Annotated in this window: 9 protein-coding genes; 2 read left to right on the top strand and 7 right to left on the bottom strand. The window is 44.4% G+C overall.

Annotated features, from left to right (window positions below):
* Nucleotides 1-84 precede the first annotated feature (84 nt).
* From proB to QL919_RS02560, 5 genes are all read right to left on the bottom strand, one after another.
* Entirely contained in the window at nucleotides 85-1,257 is a 1,173-nt protein-coding gene (proB, locus tag QL919_RS02580) for a glutamate 5-kinase (protein WP_290188040.1), read from the bottom strand.
* A gap of 79 nt (nucleotides 1,258-1,336) precedes the next feature.
* On the bottom strand, nucleotides 1,337-2,551 hold the full coding sequence (gene cgtA / locus QL919_RS02575; protein ID WP_290188039.1) for an Obg family GTPase CgtA: 1,215 nt from the start codon (nucleotides 2,549-2,551) through the stop codon (nucleotides 1,337-1,339).
* A gap of 212 nt (nucleotides 2,552-2,763) precedes the next feature.
* Entirely contained in the window at nucleotides 2,764-4,209 is a 1,446-nt protein-coding gene (locus tag QL919_RS02570; RefSeq protein WP_290188038.1) for a glyceraldehyde-3-phosphate dehydrogenase, read from the bottom strand.
* Between the two features lie 397 nt (nucleotides 4,210-4,606).
* Entirely contained in the window at nucleotides 4,607-5,797 is a 1,191-nt protein-coding gene (locus QL919_RS02565) for a lipocalin family protein (RefSeq protein ID WP_290188037.1), read from the bottom strand.
* A gap of 473 nt (nucleotides 5,798-6,270) precedes the next feature.
* Nucleotides 6,271-7,449, bottom strand: a complete 1,179-nt coding sequence (locus QL919_RS02560) for an NUDIX domain-containing protein (protein WP_290188036.1) — start codon at nucleotides 7,447-7,449, stop codon at nucleotides 6,271-6,273.
* Between the two features lie 342 nt (nucleotides 7,450-7,791).
* Between QL919_RS02560 and QL919_RS02555 the strand changes: the two genes are divergently transcribed.
* Nucleotides 7,792-7,956, top strand: coding sequence for a hemin uptake protein HemP (locus QL919_RS02555; protein WP_010200173.1), 165 nt, complete (start codon nucleotides 7,792-7,794; stop codon nucleotides 7,954-7,956).
* A gap of 195 nt (nucleotides 7,957-8,151) precedes the next feature.
* Here the strand turns inward: QL919_RS02555 and QL919_RS02550 are convergent, their stop codons facing one another.
* Entirely contained in the window at nucleotides 8,152-13,146 is a 4,995-nt protein-coding gene (locus QL919_RS02550; RefSeq protein WP_290188035.1) for a translocation/assembly module TamB domain-containing protein, read from the bottom strand.
* Between the two features lie 71 nt (nucleotides 13,147-13,217).
* On the bottom strand, nucleotides 13,218-16,757 hold the full coding sequence (locus tag QL919_RS02545; protein ID WP_290188034.1) for a BamA/TamA family outer membrane protein: 3,540 nt from the start codon (nucleotides 16,755-16,757) through the stop codon (nucleotides 13,218-13,220).
* Nucleotides 16,758-17,326: 569 nt separating this feature from the next.
* On the opposite strand from QL919_RS02545, the gene QL919_RS02540 reads away from it, so the two are divergent.
* Complete coding sequence (locus tag QL919_RS02540) at nucleotides 17,327-18,658, top strand: MFS transporter (protein WP_290188033.1); 1,332 nt, start codon at nucleotides 17,327-17,329, stop codon at nucleotides 18,656-18,658.
* The last annotated feature ends 238 nt before the right edge of the window (nucleotides 18,659-18,896 follow it).

Raw genomic sequence — 18,896 nt, 5'->3', positions numbered from 1 at the left:
ACATCAAAAATCGATATCGACTTTCAATGTTGAATGCCATTTACTATTAAGCTTTGAAAAAACTATTAAATGAAAATGAATACGCTATACCGTTAATGCCAGATTATCACGGTGTACCATGACTACGCGCTCTTCATTACTACCAAGGATTCTATCAAATTGCTCAGTACGTTCACGAGCCACACGGCAGGCGTCACGAGATGAGAAGTTGACCTGACCAACCGCAATACGCTCGCCTGTATCTTGATGGACAATCTCAACGACATCGCCTTCATCAAAGTCCCCACGTACCTCTGCTACGCCAACTGGTAACAAGCTCTTATGATGTTCAACGACAGCTTTTGCAGCACCCGCATCCACAATCAACGTGCCTGACATACGTAAATGCGCAGCGAGCCACTGTTTGCGAGCAATGATTTTATCTTGATCATTGGTCGTCAATAACGTACCAACAGCTTCACCAGATACCACGCGAGTAATAACGTCATCGATAGCACCACTGACGATTACTGTCGGGCAACCCCCCATGGCAGCTAGGCGACCGGCTCGAATCTTGGTTAGCATACCACCACGTCCAAGCTTACCACCATCGCCTGCGATATCGAACAAATAATCAGCCATAGCACGCTCTTGACGAATCATTTTAGCATCGGGATTATCACGCGGATTGTCCGTGAATACGCCATCTTGATCCGTTAAGATAATGTATAGATCTGCATTGACCATCGCTGCTGCCATGGCACCTAGCGTGTCATTATCACCGAATTTAATCTCATCAATGGTAATCGTGTCATTCTCATTGATGACAGGTAACACATTCCACTCTAGTAATTGTGTCAATGCACCCGTGGTATTGAGGTAACGGCTACGGTTAGACAAATCATCATGAGTAAGTAGTAGCTGAGAGCTTTGAATACCATGTTGAATCAATGCTGACCACCAGGTTTCAATCAAACCCATCTGGCCGATAGAAGCACAAGCTTGCAGCGCTGCTAGCTTTTTGGGACGCTCTTCTAAGTTCATGCGCACGACGCCTTCAGCGACTGCGCCTGATGATACTAGCAGCACCTCAACGCCTTGCTTATGCAACTTGGCAATCTGCTTGGCCCATTCGTAAATGGCAGTTCGATCTAGCCCTCGACCGTTATTGGTTAATAACGATGAGCCAATCTTGACAATAACGCGCTGAATATCAAAGTTGCGAGTTTGCTTAACAAACCTTGCTTCTTCGGTCGTGTTTTCTATGTCACCTGCCATATAAACTCCTGTGTCTTGTATAGATTAATTACGGGGATTGCTCTAAGAAATTCAAGTATATCAGTTTAAACCTCATAGCTTAAGGCACATAAACGACTTCAACGCCATCTTCGTCGTCATCATCTAAATCAGTATCGTCATTTAAGTCTATCCCTTCGCGTGCGGCTTTGCGAGCTGCGCGATAGGCTTCACGTTGAGCTTCAGTGTTAAGGCGTACTTCTGCTTCTAAGCGCTCAAAACGCTCTTTTTGAGCTTCTGCGAAGATAGGATCTTCAAGCTCACGCTCACGCTCACGCTCAATCTCATTCATTAAATGATATTTGATGGCATCGACGCCTTCGCCTGTGAGGGTGGCGGTACGAAAGACAATACCTGTCCAGCCGAGTTCTGCGACAATATGGGTGCATAGCTCGTTTAGGTCTTCATCAGCGACCTGATCGATTTTGTTTAATACCAAAATCTGTGGCAAATTAGCCAATTCAGGAGAAAAACGCTCAAGCTCATTTAAAATGACGCGGGCGTTTTCGACTGGGTCACTACCGTCGATCGGCTTAACATCGACCAAGTGTAGCAGACGACGAGTCCGAGCAACATGTTTTAAAAAGCGAATACCAAGACCTGCACCTTCTGATGCGCCTTCAATCAAACCAGGGATATCTGCCATGACAAACGAGCGGTGACGGCCGATATCAACCACGCCTAAGTTCGGTACTAATGTGGTAAACGGATAGTCAGCAACTTTTGGTCTAGCAGCAGAAACTTGGCGGATAAAAGTAGATTTACCGGCGTTAGGCAAACCAACCAAACCAACATCAGCCACTACTTTTAGCTCAAACTTAAGAACTTTTAGCTCACCTTCAAAACCAGACGTCGCTTTACGCGGTGCTTGGTTGGTCGAGCTTTTAAAGTGAGTATTACCCAAACCACCATCACCGCCTTTGGCAATCAGCAAAGTCTGACCAATCTCAATCAAGTCACCCAACACTTCATCTGTTTCGGTATCAACTATCGTAGTACCAATAGGCACTGGCAAAAACAGATCATCAGAGCCCTTACCTGAACAGTTTCTACTATGACCATTCTCCGCTCGCATGGCGTCATAGCGGCGCGTATAGCGATAGTCAACTAGGGTGTTGGTGTTGTCCTCTGCAATGACATAGACGTCACCACCTTTACCACCATCACCACCATCAGGACCACCACGTGGGACATATTTCTCTCGGCGAAAACTGGCGATTCCGTTACCACCGTCACCTGCTTTTACCGTTACGACGGCTTCATCAATAAATCGCATTTTACATTCCTTAATTTACAATCCAGTTTATAAACTGGCTACAGCCCACGGCCGTATTATAGGTTTTTGCTATGTTGTTCTGACACAATAAATACATCAAGCCTTATGTTTGCGCTTAGCATTCATTATGACAATAACACCCGATAACCAATCGGACTATCGGGTGTTGAAGTATTATATTTCAGTATATGGCTCTAAGTATAGCTTAGGTTTTATGCTGGAATTTGCGTATAGCTAATACCGGCCATTTGCGTTGCTAAGCGTAATACTTGCGTGCTGTAGCCCACTTCGTTGTCATACCAGATATAAACGATGGCATGATTATCCGTTAGAATAGTTGCTTGTGCATCAACGATACCAACGTGAGTTGTACCAACAAAGTCAGTTGAAACCGCTTCGGTAGAGTCTGTATAAGCGATTTGTGACTGCCAAGTGCTACTATTAGAAACCTTGCGCATAAACTCATTTAACGCATCAGCACTGGCTGGCGCTGTTTTAAGGTTCAAGTTCAAGATTGCTAGGCTGACGTTTGGCGTTGGCACACGGATAGCATTACCCGTCAGCTTACCACTCAATTCTGGTAGCGCTTTACCAACTGCCTTTGCTGCACCAGTACTAGTGATAACCATGTTAAGTACGGCACTACGTCCACGGCGATCAGCTTTATGATAGTTATCAATTAAGTTCTGGTCATTGGTGAATGAGTGAATCGTCTCAACGTGACCGTTTTCGATGCCATATTCATCATTCAATACTTTTAACGTTGGCGTAATAGCATTGGTAGTACAGCTAGCGGCACTAACGATAGTATCTTCACCAACTGTGTCGTTATTCACACCATAGACGACGTTTTTGATATCACCGCCAGCTGGTGCTGTTAACAATACTTTTTTCACGCCAGTAGATTGTAAGTGCTTACCAAGACCCGCTTCGTCTTTCCAAATACCTGTGTTATCAACCACTAGAGCATCATTGATACCATAAGCGGTATAGTCGATATCGCTTGGGTCATTGGCGTAAATCACTTGTACAAAGCGGCCATTAATAATCAAACCGTTGTTTTCATCGTCAACAATCACACCGCCAGCAAAACTACCATGAATAGAGTCACGCTCTAACAATGAGGCACGCTTGGCTAAGTCACCAGCTGCTGCAGGACGTACTACGATGGCTTTTAACTGTAGACCCTTTACGCTTGACGCTTGCGATAACAACAGACGCGTTAAAATACGACCGATACGACCAAAACCATATAGCACAACATCTGTTGCGCCATTCATCGCATTTTTGTCATTATTAATAGATTGCAAAGAAGCTTGTATGTCGCTGTCATTGGCAATCAATTGACCCACATCAATACGGGCCGTTTGAATGTCTTTGCTATCTGCAAGTGCTTTGACCATAGCCAAAGTATCAGCGATATCGATAGACTTAGCACCTTGGTCACGCAATGCAACTTTTTGATGCAATGCTAGTATTTGACCAACGGAGGTAGTGTCTAGGGTTTCACCGAACAAGGTAACTTGCACGTCTTGCTCATTGTAGAGCTTGTTTAATAACCCCATCAGCTCAATAGCTTGTTGCTCTTGGTTATTATAGTTGCTCAAATGGTCTTGATGTAATTGGCGTAAGGTATCAGCGTTGCTCACGAGAAACATCCTTATGGTCAGTAATGTATGATCAGTAGAAGGTAAAGAAATACAGATAGAGAGGAATATGTTCTCTAAATATCGACGTTTACAGGATAACCGAAATCTTTCTATTTCGATTATTCGCAGTAGCGTATTTAGATGGGGTAGATTTTAGACTAAAACGCCTTATTTTGCCAGTGATAACCGATATGCTATGCGTTATATGGTATTTTATTCAGCTATAGCCGTCTTTATAAAAATAAAGGCAGCACAATAAGCCACCTTCATTTTTTGTCTCAAAAAACCTATACATGATTATGTTGCTATTTGCCTATAAAGTCAGCTAAGTCATTGAACAAAATAAAGCCATGACTATCACTGTTATGAGACCAAATATTTAGAAATCAAGCGTATGGCATTAAGCTTACGGAACCAAGCTAACGGTTTGATTGGTTTGCGGCGTCAGCTTAAACTCTTTTAAATCATAGCCTTGTTGCTGAGCAATCTGACGATACTTTGCATACGTTTCTTGACTGACGTTGGGTGAACGAGCCAACAGCCATAGATAATCTTTGTCAGGGGTGCCGACCAATGCTGTCTTATAATCAGCATCGCGCGCCAATACCCAGTAATCTGCACGACCAACAGGTAACCAACGAATCCAAGACGGTAAAAATGTCACTTTTAACTTGCTACCTGTATCATCCACAGGCTTGGCCAAGCCATCAGCGACAATATCAGCACCATCCTTATCTGCACATTTATTGGTAACGATGATACCTGAGCCGTCAGTCTTTTCAGTATAAGTAGCAGTGACATCACTGGCACAATTACGCTGAAAATACATCGGCAAGCGCCCTATCTCATACCAAGTACCTGCATACTTTTTGAGATCCACACTATCGACTGTCGTTGGCGTATTTGCCGACTTATTATGAATAATAGCACTTGGTTTAACGGACAATGTCTCTGTCGTGGTTTTGTCCGTTGTGGCATTAGCCGCAGTATTCACCGGCGGCGTGGCTGCATAAGCTGAAAACGCTGCTAAGGGTATGATGATTGCTAAAGCGATACCTGTGTGCTTAATCAGTCCATTCATAAATATGCGCTCCGGTATCTCGTTGTAGGTATCAGTAGTCATAGGTGCTGACGTCGTTGAATCCAAGCTGAGGTTTCTACTTTTAGTATCTATTAAAGTATCAACCTCACTCTCTGATGAGCTCGTCGCTGTAGGCTGTTCAACACTCAGATTTTCTGAGTGTTGTGGATGATAGCCATTAACGATATTGAAGTCTTCAGTGTCGCTGTGCTTTGGCTCATCATTTTCTACATCATAGCTGTCAATCATAGCAGACTCATATGCCTTTATCAGGCTCTTGTCGGCGCTTTTATATCCAAAATAGCTGTCTTGCGAAGACGTATCCTTTGCCAAATGGTTCGAGTAATCGTCGTTCAAGATATCGTAACAGTAACTGTCATCGTTACTAGCATAACCTGCCTGCCCAACATTATCATTATTCAGATAATGGCTGCTCGACTGGTTAGTCTGCTGAGATTGAGAACCAGATTCCTGTAAATCAGACCATTCTGATTGAGGTAACTTGTTGGTTTTCATAGGTATACCATATTAGTAATAGTGGTTTTAATTAATAAATCTGTTCATTAATTTTGACCGTTAAAGGTCTTTGTACACATCTTCATTTGACTCTAATTTCTTGAAAATAACACTTAATTAAAACTCATTATAAGTAATATTAAGGATAATAACTAAGCGTCAAAATTAAATCTTATGGGAAATGCTCAGAAGTGCTTTGACAAGCAATACGCCTGCGTAATCTAGAATAAGCACTCTGTAATCAGGTAGTCTATACTAATGGCAGCGGCGCTATTAAAACAGTGTCGCAATGTAGGGAAACGCAACGGTTTGTAAGTAATTCTGTGTTTATATTATAGAATAAACACATAGTTACTCACTGGCTAAATATCTTCAAAATCAGGCATTTGTATCGACGTTGATTAACTGCTGACAACGCTGACATAACGTGAGCTAGCACCCGTTTAAGGATATGATCGTTATGATTTCATTGGTTACAAGAACTGACGAATACCAGCAACGCTGATACCACCATACTGTAAGGCGTGGTCAATCATATTAGGTGATAAGCCGCCCAAACCGATGACAGGCATGTCTGCCAATTGTGCTAGTGCAGACCAGTTTTTCCAACCAAGTGGCACAGTGTCAGGATGAGTTTGAGTGGTGAGTACTGGCGAGATAAAAACACCAATAACTGGTGGCAAATTTTGCTGTAAGCGCGCACTGGCCAGCTGATTGGCAGCTTGAATACTCGCAGTGTCATGGCAACTGATGATGAGTGGTTGATTGCTTGATAGAATACCGTTTAATAAGATATCACTCTGTGACGTATGGGCAACGCTTACGCTTAGGTTTGCTTTGATACTCTTAGTCCATTGCATCAAATCGCTTTGTGTTAAATGATGAGCCACCACGTGGTCATTAGTAATGCTGTCTTGAGCTGCCATCGGCTCTTCATCTACAAGAGATTTGCTCATAGCACCCCTATCATCATATGGCAATATCGCCCGAATGTCTGGTCGCGCAGCGAGTAACTTGGCTGCTAGACTCTGCGAGTCCCTTAAGGTGACATCTTTTACTCGAATATATACCCAAGCGGCAGTGGTTAGCTTTTCTTGATGAAATTCAAGCCATGCTACGGCTGACTCAGAACAATCATTAAAATACGCTAAGGGATAAGTAATCGTTATCTTAGCGGGTACTCTAAGCCATTCTAAAATCGTCTTATTGGCAGCCGGTAGAGGATATCTCTCTGCCAATAGCTCAGACAGTGGCACCCATGTTAGCACCTGTCCTTCTAATCCGTACTGGCAGTCCTTGTATTGTGTAAACTGCTCGTCAGTCAATTCGCTTTTATAAACCTGCAAGCTGACCTGCTTATCCCCGTAGTTATGATGCAAACGCCCAAGCTTAACAATGATATTGTCTTGAATATCGATACCAGTCTCTTCAGCGACCTCTCTAATTAACGCCTGCTTTGCGGTCTCGCTAGCTTCTATCTTGCCACCTACAAATTCGTAGCGATTGCCTTGATGTTGGGCGGCACTGCGAAATCCAAGTAAATACCAATCCTGATAATGGATAACCGCAACGGCAACGTTTACCGTCATTGCTGTACCCGTTACTGTGTTGACCCTGTTAGTTGCTGACTGAGTGTTTACTGAACTTGGCATAGATGTCCTTTATCACTATTTTTCATGGCTGTTTTTTACAGATTTTATTACTGCTGTCGCTGTCACTATTGCTAGTTTCATCATCATGCTCATTAACAGTGCTATAAGCAAAAAATATTTAAAATCAGAGTAAATAGCTGATTAATAATAGTATTTTTATAATACCCCACTGCAAGAGCAGTGCTGACAAATCAGGCAGCACAGTAGATTTAGATAAGTTTACATAAAGTCTGCATTTTATTTTATCAATTGGCTTGCAAAATCACCAAATCTAAATGATAATTATTATCGTTAAAGGTGTTTTTCTATTACTACTTATTGTTTTATCAAAAGGAATTTACTATGAGCATGGTCATCTCTCGTTATTTAAACTGCCGCGAAAATCGTCTGCCTACCTTACAATCCCAGCATCTTTTTGCTTTGACCAAAGAGGTGCGTATCGAGCATGAAGGTGAAGAGTATCGACTACGCTTGACCCGTAATAATCGCTTAATTCTAACGAAATAGAGTGACAAGCACTCAGTATTGAATGGTTGATTTAACGACTGACTATTATAAAAAAACGCCTTATCAAAAGGCGTTTTTTTGGCTGACAATTATAAAGTATGGTTATTAAATACCTTCACTCACCTAATGCATTGATATGCTGGCGATACACACTCAATATGCAGCAGATGATACTTAGCATATGAGCGCTGACGTTTAGAACTGCCAACTATAGACCACATCCACGGCGTTCTCTGCGGCTGATGTGGCTTCAACGTAGATACGTCGTGTCAGCTGATAACGAATCGACAGACTGTTTTGGGCATTAAAGACACCCACACCATAGCGGATATATAAGTCAGGGGTCACGTAGCCTGTGACATTGACATTGGTATCCTCACTGCTGCCTGAGGCGTCCACGGTCAGACTTTGCAGACCAAAAACCTGACCTATCTGATTGGTTAAGCTGCGTGTCCCACTCAGTCCAAAGCTCAGTCCTGCTGCTGCTAAGTTATTAGTGACTTGCGACTTAAATCCTTGCTCACTGATTTGGGTGGCGCTCTTGTTATTGATACGGCCGGTGACCAAGGCATTCATCGCTTGCTGCTGGGTCAAGCCTGCATTATTAAAGACGATGATATTTGGGTTTTCGACATTGCCTTTAACCCGTAGCCCCACTGTTTTACCACTGATGGTTTTGACCGCTTCGATACTGAGGCTAGGCTTCATCACATCACCATTGAATCGTACCTGACCATAGTTCAACTCTAAACTCTGCCCAAAAGCATTGATATTGGTACGACGTGATACCTGCACCACCCCTTTGGCACGCATGACCCCAGTGCCATTTTGATTGATGTTAATGGCACCAGCCAAAGGAATGACCGCACCAAAACCACGGAAGTTAATATCCTCACCCAAGTCAACACCGATATCGGCATTAATCGACCAAGGTTTTGAGATAGCCAAGACTTCATCGATATTACCAATCAAGCGGCGATCAAGGACGACGGCGTCTTCTGTTTGAGTAATGATATCTTCACTGGCCTCTGGTGGACGAATGGTCGCCGATGGCACACTCACTGCCCCCTTAATATCGACATAACGATCGCCTGGGCGCACGATGATATCGATATCAGGGTTAATCTCAGCGACTAGCAATGGTGGCTGCGTAATCACCAAGCGTTCGCCGATGATGCTGAGCTTCGCTTGCAGTTTTTGTTGCCAATTGACTGTACCAGTCAAGTTACCTGCACCTGAACCACTATTAAACGTACCATCAATGGTCGCTTGTGTACCTCGAATTTTGGCCTCGACGTTGACCTTCCGCAAATTCACAGGCAAATCAAGCATGGCAATGCGGCCATTGGCCAATTTTACATCACCATAGAACTGTGGCTTATCTAAAGTACCGCCAAGCCCGCCTGCCATGGTGACGTCACCTTCTAATACTCGCATACCTGGGAAGAATGGCTTAAACACTGCCAAGTTCAACTCATTAAGTACCAGTGCGCCAGAGATTGGCTTCGGCGTTTTATACGGATCAACGACAACTTCAGCGTAGCCACGCGCACCGCGACCCGTATTGATATCCGTACGCAGTTTGATGCCTTCAGGGACTGACAAAGCAATGAGGGAAACACGCTTGTACGGCAAGGTAACCGGCTCACTATCGCCATCTTGAATCAAACCGATTTTGCCATTGTCTGAGTACAGTGTGGTATTGATAGTCGGTGCACGACCTTTTTGCCAGCCAACGATGGCCTTACCATTAATTTTGCCATGCCACTCGATGTCTTTGGGCAAAAACACTGAGAACAACGAGGTGTCTAGATTCTGCAATGCCACATTGACCTCACCTTTATCTGGTGATGCGACCAAGTTTTCACGTAAGCAAAGTTTGCCAGTTTGGTCAGTTGCCTGCCAACAATGTGCTGCCATCTGCACCTTTAAATCACTGCTATTGCCACGTTGATCATTGGGCAGATTGACAATTAATTGCGCTGGCTGTAACTGGTTTAAGGTGGCATATTTAGATTTCACACGGCCTTTACCAATTACCCCTGACCAGATTAGGTTGTCACGATTAAAACCACCTTTGAGTCTGGCGCCAATATCAAGCTGCTCGTTAGCAACATTAAGGTCAACCACATGTGCCTGCTCAGTGCCATTGAAGGTGGCTTTAACACTTTTAAAACTCTGTCCAGCAGCATCCAAACCTTCAGCAGTCACAATCAGCTGACTAGGGCTGTTTGCTAGATTGACCAGCTTGCCACGCACGCGGCCTTGGCGCAGAATAAAGCCTGGCAAGGTAATACGTTCACCCACCAAGTCAATATAGAGGGTTGGTAAGGCTTGCCTTGCTGGCTGTGATAAGGTGGCACCGCCTGTGACCTTGCCCGCCAATTTATCTGACAGCTGGTCTAAACTGGTGATATTAACCTTGGCCTGTAGCTGCTTGGCATTACCATTGGCGGTAACGTAATTGTCGCCCCAACGCAGCACTAAGTTGTCTGCATTTAAGCTATCAATTAACGCATTCACTTGCTTATATTGGGCCTGTGCATCTTGTGTTTGTAGACGCTTAAAGTAGCTTGCCAAATCTTTAGGCAAACGCATTTTTGCCGCCAAGCTGCCTTTGGCACTGAGCGGTTGGCCTTTTAGCATGCCGCTTAAGTTGACTTGTTTGACATTAATAATTTGTTGGTTGTCACTCCAGCGCCCATCCGTATCGATGGTGCCAGTGATAAGACTTGGCGTATCCTTTAGAAAATAACCGACATTAAATCGATCCATTACTGCATTGATATCCCAAGCGATACCTTGACGCACATCAACAGTACCTTTCGCATCAATACTACCTGCTGCCCCTACATGACGGAAACGCTTGATAAGAATCTGTTGGGCATCACCGCTAGCGTCAATCGTTAGCTTGCCGGCGGGTAGTTGTTCAGCATCTAACACTCCATCAAAATTCACGGCAAAACGTTGCAGCCTACCTGGCGTATTTGCACTGTTCTTAGGTGGCGTTTGCCACTCACCGCTGGTCGTTAAATCACCGGTAACAATCGCTGGATTATTGGGTAAGAAATAACCCACATTAAACTTGTCAAAACGACCCTCTACCGTCCAACCAATATTTTTACGTAAGTCAATGACACCCTTGGCGTTCACCGCACCAGCCTCACCGTTGTAATTCAATTTACGAATGCTGATTAATTTGGGCGTGCCAGCCGCATCAATCGATAGGCGACCTTTAGGTACATCGGCAGTATCGACTTGACCATCAAAGCGTGCATCAAACACAGACAGCTCACCGCCCACGATATCAACGCTAGCATCACCAGCGCCGGTGACACCGATGGTACGCCCGTCTTGGGTGGCATCAAGCCGTGCTTGTAAGTCGGTATTGTTCAACGTGATGATATGACGCTGACCACTCACACCACCTTTTTTAATATTTAGTAAGCGACCACGGGCATTGACACTACCGGTTAGTCGCTCCAGTGGCAAATCGCTACGATACTCTTTGGGTAGCAAACCCTTGGTGCGCGCGTCAATCTGCCAGGTCAGCGGACGGTTTTTGCTCGCCAATTGGATTTGTCCCGTACCAGACAAGTCACCCACGATGCCATTATAATTGAGGCGATTAATATCAATGACATCTCCCGCTTTACGGACACGCACATCATAGTTACCTTTAGGAGCGGCATTGAGCTCATTGATGACCGCATTGGCATCGACTGAGAGTTGTGAGCCGCGGACGATGACGTCTGCCTGACCACGTGGACTGTCAATGTTACCAATATTAGGGATGTCTTTACGAACGAGGTTTTGCCAGCGCGCATCGATATATAGTGGCGCTGCTTGTTTTGATTTGGCTGAGACCTTGCCACGGACGATATTTGCATTGACATGCTCACCATCACGCTGACGCAGGTCTGCGTCCATCTCTAGATTTCCAGTGCTGTTTCGGTGCTGGTAATGCACGGATAACCGACCATTTAGCTTCTGCGGTGCATACACTTTGAAATCAGCATAGTCGTCCGGAATAGCACGGCGAATGTCAAAGTTACTGCCAGTTGCGCGTACTTTTGCATCGAAGCTGTCTTGCCAATCTAAGATACCTTGCAACACCAAATTGCCAGCTGGTACCTGCGCATCTAAACGATCAACGCGCAATTGGCTATTCGCAATAATACCGCGACCCTGATAATGACCTGAAGGGATGTCTTTAGCGGTCAACTCGGTGTTGATACGCAGACGTATCTCAGAGATGACCCCTGTGGCCGTCGCCGTACCGCTTTTGAGACGAATGTTTTGGCTCTCGGCATAAGGAATGAGAATATCATCCCATTGCAACTTTGCCTGAAACGGCGAACCTTCATCCAGGCCTTGCGCCACAAAATCACCGCTGACATCACTGTCATTATAGCGACTGCGCACTTTACCAACGGTACGTTTGAGTGTCCCTGTGGCGGTGATATTAAGCGGATCTATGTAGGCTTTTTCTAAGGCACTGACTTCAGCGATGGCGCTCAAATCTAGTGGATAGTCACCTTGTAAATCAACCTCACCTTGCAAAGCACTGACCTTGACAATATCGGCATACTGCAAGTCACCGCGACCCACTGTTACCAAACTCCCAACCCACGTCAAATCTCGCGCGGCGATATCATGGACAACGATAGGCTCTTTGGTCACTTGCTTATAGATGATGTTTTTTATTTTTGCTTGGTCAAAACGCAAATTAACTGGCAGTTGCAGGGTTTTATAATCGAACGGTTCACCTGTTGGTGGCTTGTTATTGATAATCTCGATATTGTGAATGTCTGCATCGCGCAGATGCACTTCTTTAGCAAACACAGCGCGCCAGCCTATCTTGACGTAGGCTTTATCCACCAATACCTCAAGGTCTTCGGTCGCCTCGATATCGATATCGCTCACCCAAATGCCATCACGCAAATTACCGCGACCATATTTAAACTTGATACCCGTCTCGGCACCGACTTTTTCTAATATGAATTTGGTACCAGACTCTGTGCCTGCTGCATAAAAAAACACCGCAAACATAACTGCCAATACAATTAAAATCAGCACCAACAGTTTGAGCAAAAAAGACAGCGGATACCAACGCCTGACGGCGCGAGCATCGCGCTGTGCTGGATCTTCATCTGGTGAGCTATTTGGTGGGGTGTTTTTTGTCAGCATGACACTCAACTACGTTAAAGAATGATTACCAGCAATCGGCACGATAGATAGTACATAGAACAAGGTAGAGACTATAAAGGCGATCCAATAAAGAAATGCAGTCTAACGGGAATACTCTCTTCTGTCACACCAGCGGCGACATCCACTCGTACGACGCCGACAGGGGATGCCCAGCGAATACCAACGCCGACACCCACTTTTGTGTCCGTATCAAAGTCTTTGTCATAAGCATTGCCCACATCAGTAAAGAAAGCACCGCGGAACCCTGGTCTAAACTCATAATTATACTCGGCACTACCGACTGCGAGCACTTGGCCGCCTGTCAAATAACCTTTATCTAATGGTGACAAGCTCTCATAGTCATAGCCGCGAATACTTTGGTCACCGCCAGCAAAGAAACGCAGCTTATAAGGCACTTCATAAAAGTCATCTGCCCAAATATAGCCTGTATTGAGACTGCCTAGTACCTGATGCTTATTGTCATCACCAAAACTATAGATACCACTAACCCCTGCACGAACGATGGCCAAATCTGTATCGCTAAGGGCACTGTCTGTCCCCGCCTCAAGCGAATAATACTGACGAATACCACGGGTCGGGTTGGTCGCACTGTCTACATCAGTTTTGTTCATACCATAACCGAGCAGCAAGGCTTGCTGTTTAGGCTTAGAAGAGGTAAAACGTATAGGAAGGTCGTCCAACTCTGCCTCATCAACCCCAGTCTCTAGTTCGTCCAATCGATAGCGCAAAGAGTAGCTGCGATTCCAACCACTTTCACGGCGGATATTGCGTGCCACTGCCGCTTTTAGCGTTCTGGTAGACAAGTCAAAGTTACCTTCGCCTTGATCGATGACTTCCTCTTCGTAAGTTAAACGCCCATCTAACTTATCATTGAGCGGATGCTTCCAAGGTCTGCTGCCATAAACGGCGACATTTTTGGTAATTCTCGACACCTCAGTTTCTACACCCGCTTGATAGCCTTGACGATTGAGCAAGTTATAATCAATTTTTGCGGTTGCCCGTACCCCCGTATCTGTCCCATAACCTAGACCGACTTGGGCATCACGTGGCTTGCTAGAAGACACGAACACGTAGAGTGGCACTTTTTTGCTTTCAGCCACTTCTTGTGGTGTTTTACGCCCTGCTAAGGTTGGTGGTACAAAGTTTTCATCAGCCAGTAGGCTTTTTTCGTCAGGGAATATTTTTTGAGCGACATTACTGATTGAGTCGCTGATTTTACCCAAAATACTGTCTGCTTCTTGGTCTTTTTCATCCAATACACGGTCATTTGGCAAACGACTTAAGCGTTCAGCTTTTTGTTTGATGGCTTGCAGTTTATCGAGCGTCTCTTCATCCGCTTCAAACTCGATAGCAGCAATATCAGCGGCATTAACTGTCTCTCCGCTACTGCTAGTGGTCGCGCCACCTTCACTGTCTACACCATCCCCATTGTCATTACTGCTGTTTGCGGTGCTGACACGGCCATTATTAGTGGCAGATGGACTTTCATTACTGTTCGTAGTAGCAGGGATACCATTAGTGACATCGCCATCTAAGCGCTCATCGCTATTGTTACTATCAGTTGGTGCATTGTCAAAAGCTAAGGTACTCGCTTCACTACTATCATCTGGCGGCAATATGGATTCGACGTTGACGGTATTGAAATAACGAGTCGCTGATAAATCATTACTAAACTTAGTGACCGCTGGACGATAGAACTTATCACCCGGCTTAAAATCAAGCAGTTGCTGCAATAAAGACAGCTCAACAGGGAGCTTATCAGGGTCTTGAGTCAGTGTATTGGTCGCCTCATCATAAGTAAAAAACACGACGTCATCAAACTCATAACGATCACCGGTGTTATACACCAAAGATACGTCTGCCGTATTATCTGGCAAGATGATATCGACAGATTTATTTAGCCAATACTCATCGAAGTAACCGTAGGTGTTACTCAAAGACTCAAGCGCTGCCTTGCTATTTTTATAAACACGGTGATTGAAAATATCACCCTCTTGTGGCGGTAATTCTTTTTCTAAGGTTGCGAACTCTGTTTGCTCACGGCCTTCACCGCGAATCTCGACAATACGACTATCCACACGTACCGGCTCGCCTAGCTTTTCTATGACGACATCGAGCGTGTCACGGTTAGGTTGACGCAGACGCAACGTTATATCGTAATAGCCAACTGCTTTTGCAGCATCTAATGCGGTTTGACGCAAACGTGGCAAGGCCGCGGTAAAGTCAACGACAGACTGCACCGTGGTGTCGTCAAGGGCGGCTTTGATGTTTTTCACTGGTTGGACGTCATCGTCCGCCTTGGTGAGTTTTGGTTTGCCATCAGCAGTCGCATCACCTGCCGCTTGCTGCAAATAAACCGTGGTTTCAACATGCGGCAAAGACATCGCGCCCGCATTAAACAAGCGATTATAAAGTCGCTTCACAATATTGCCATTATTACGAGCCAATGGCTTGGGTTTATCGGCTTGTTCGATGCTTTGACTGACTGCCTGAGTCTCGGTCTGATAGTCTGGTAAATAATCATCAGGATTGATAGCAGCTGATGGTGTCTCACCTCCATTCAGAATACCATCAGCACTTGCTGAAATCTCATCGCTAATATCACCTGACTCATCTACACGCCCACTACTGACCGAATCACTGACAGTAATCGGACGCGACATAACCTCAGCGGTCTCTGCCTGTTCCGCCGCTGTTTGATTTTTACCTAAGGTCTCTAGGTTGCTTGGTGCTGGCAGATTGGTCGCATCTAAATCCACGTCTAGCCCGATGGGCGGGGTGGTATCATTTAATGTCGCGATTGGCGCATCAAAGTCGCCATTACTTGGATAATTGGTATTATTAGCGCCACTATTATCATTAAAGCTATTATTGGTACTATTCCCAATGCCATTGATATTATCGATATCTTGGGCGTTTTCCATATCCATCGCAGCCAGCTCACGATCTATTTGCTCAGGTGTCATCATCTGATAACCCTGCTGCTGTATCGCGGTTGCTTGCTGTAATAAGTCGTCATTATTAGCATTGTAGTCGTCAGACACATCGGCCTGAGTACCGTTTAACTCATCCCTATCATCGAAACCTTCATTAGCATCTGTTTGGAAGGTTGATGCGCTCGGTGACTGGTTAGGTGACTGTTTTGAATCTGGCTTTTTGAGGCCTAAGCTTTGCTCGCGATAATCATCCAATACCGATTGATCAATGACACCTTGTTCTACCGCTTTTTTTAGGCGCAAAGCATCTAAAGCAATATCCAACTGCGTGTCATTATTTGCCACTTTATTATTGATAGATTCAGCATCGACAAGCCCAACATCTGTCGTTGTGGTTGACGGGTTGGTCGCAACTGACTTACTGATAGAGGGGTTAGTATTGTTTGTATTGCTGAGCGTTTCAGCAAACGCCGCTGGTGCCACACCAAAGCCAACGAAGCTCGTTGTCAAGGCAGTGAAAAGTGCGGAACGGGCAAAACGAGTGCGCGAGGCATTAATACGAGGGGCTAGCATGCTGGTGCTATCGTCAATATTCGGCATATCACGCTGCAGAGGCGATATGTTGCGCGCTAGAGTTGAAGGCTGATGTTTCATGTGTATTTCCTATCACCTCACGCGGCACTATATGATGAGCGATAACAGTCGCTAGGTCTTACCGGTGAATAAACTTATAGCAGTTGTTTTGAATTAGTGGTTTACTGGTTTGCTTTTCATCAGGCTAATAATAAAGTTATCAGCCAATCTTTACGACAGTTTATAGTTTCAACCACCTATTTAAAGATGCTTTTTACAATCTTTCGTTAAAGCTACTTTTTATATCTGCTTCTTGAGACATACCTGCCTAATTCGCAAGAGCCTTTAGGCTTAAAAAACCACCTAGAAGCTAACCATAGCAAGGCTTCATCGTTACTAACGAATTACGGTGCAACCTTGTAAAATTTACAAATCATAACTTAGATAATGATGAAATCATAGCGTGGGCGGCATGTATTTTTGAGCAAGCCTTGCTATTATACGGCTTAATATTAATAAAACCTATGCTATATTTCGATAAGTTTTTGATACTGTTGATAATTACCTTTGATAGCAAAATTGGCATATAGTGTCTTACTTTAACAATCTTCCTTTAATCCACCAGCCGCGACCCATCTGTAGGAATTTTCATGGCCAACCAGTTTCAGTTATTCAAGCGCCGCCGTTTTAGCGCCATGTTTTTTACCCAGTTTTTGGGCGCCTTCAATGACAACATCTTTAAGCAAGCCTTGATACTGGTACTGACTTACACCGCTGCTAGTCAGTTAGGCATGGAAGTCAGTATTCTAAATAACTTGGCCGCGATGTTGTTTATTCTGCCCTATTTTTTGTTTTCAGCATTGGCAGGTCAGATTGCAGATAAGTTCGAAAAATCTAAGCTCACGCGCTTTATTAAGCTGCTTGAACTGGTGATAATGACGGTCGCTGCTATTGGTTTTGTCTTTGAATGGTATGCCCTGCTGTTTGTGGCGTTGTTTTTGATGGGCACGCACTCGACCTTTTTTGGACCGATTAAATACGCTTACTTACCACAAGCCATGAAAGAAGATGAGCTTGTTGGCGCCAATGGTTTGTTTCAAATGGGCACATCGCTCGCCATTCTGCTTGGTATGATTATCGCAGGAGTGTTAACCCAATTATCGCAGTCTTTATATTGGATTAGCGCCAGCGTATTGGTGGTCGCGGTTTTGGGTTATTTGGCTTCACGTTATATTCCAACCATGCCAGCGATGCAGCCGAACCTGAAAATCAACTGGAACATTTTTACCACAAGCTTAGCCACGGTACGCTATTTATATTCATTGCCGTTTTTGTTCTTTGTCATTCTGGGCAACAGCTGGTTTTGGTTTTATGGCGCGACGTTTCTCACTCAAACACCTGAATTTAGCAAAGTCATCTTACAAGGTGATGAGTCAGTGGTTATTTTCCTATTGACGCTATTTTCTGTTGGTGTGTCGATTGGCTCACTATTATGTAAATCACTGACCAAAAACCAAGTTAGCTTGCGCCTGTTGCCATTCGGTATTGCAGGTTTAAGCATCTTTGCTATCGACTTATATTTTTCATTATCAGGTCTTAATATGGCGGTGAATAATGATACTCTGCTTGGCATTGGCGATTTGTTTGGTATGAGTGGTAGCTGGCGCGTCTTTGCAGATTTATTCTTTTTAGGCTTTAGTGGTGGTCTATATATTGTGCCTTTATATGCCTCTATGCAGGCATATGCGCCCAAGAGCCATCGCGCGCGCATCGTGGGTGCCAACAATATCTTCAATGCAATATTTATGGTCACCTCTGCGATTTTTGCGATTGTTATCCTAAATACATTGGGCTTGACCCTACCACAGCTCTTTTTAGTGACAGGTTTGCTTAATATTGTATTTGGTACTTTTTTATATATTAAACTTAATAAACACATTAAAAATGCAGTCATCCAAACGCATGATGACGTCGTCTTATAATGACGACACAACTGATTATCCGTATGCCAATACTGAGCGTCTTGTCACCATAGCAAACATTGACTCATCAAACCCATAATATTGATGCGGAAAATTTGGATTGTTTGCTATAGTAAGGTTTATCAAGTCATGACTATAATGGTGTAAACAGCAATTTAAACACTTAAAAACAACCTTGAAAACTGACACCTTAACAATCGATAATTTAAAAACACCCCCTTTATTTGACTGTATCCAA

It is taken from the genome of Psychrobacter sp. APC 3426 (assembly GCF_030408035.1).
Taxonomy (GTDB): Bacteria; Pseudomonadota; Gammaproteobacteria; order Pseudomonadales; family Moraxellaceae; genus Psychrobacter.
Note: the sequence above shows the minus strand (reverse complement) of the source record. Positions and strands in the feature narration are given on the sequence as shown.

Coding starts and splice junctions, on each gene's coding strand:
- proB (WP_290188040.1), bottom strand. CDS start 1,257: ATGGCAGGTGACATAGAAAACACGACCGAAGAAGCAAGGTTTGTTAAG.
- cgtA (WP_290188039.1), bottom strand. CDS start 2,551: ATGCGATTTATTGATGAAGCCGTCGTAACGGTAAAAGCAGGTGACGGT.
- QL919_RS02570 (WP_290188038.1), bottom strand. CDS start 4,209: ATGTTTCTCGTGAGCAACGCTGATACCTTACGCCAATTACATCAAGAC.
- QL919_RS02565 (WP_290188037.1), bottom strand. CDS start 5,797: ATGAAAACCAACAAGTTACCTCAATCAGAATGGTCTGATTTACAGGAA.
- QL919_RS02560 (WP_290188036.1), bottom strand. CDS start 7,449: ATGCCAAGTTCAGTAAACACTCAGTCAGCAACTAACAGGGTCAACACA.
- QL919_RS02555 (WP_010200173.1), top strand. CDS start 7,792: ATGAGCATGGTCATCTCTCGTTATTTAAACTGCCGCGAAAATCGTCTG.
- QL919_RS02550 (WP_290188035.1), bottom strand. CDS start 13,146: ATGCTGACAAAAAACACCCCACCAAATAGCTCACCAGATGAAGATCCA.
- QL919_RS02545 (WP_290188034.1), bottom strand. CDS start 16,757: ATGAAACATCAGCCTTCAACTCTAGCGCGCAACATATCGCCTCTGCAG.
- QL919_RS02540 (WP_290188033.1), top strand. CDS start 17,327: ATGGCCAACCAGTTTCAGTTATTCAAGCGCCGCCGTTTTAGCGCCATG.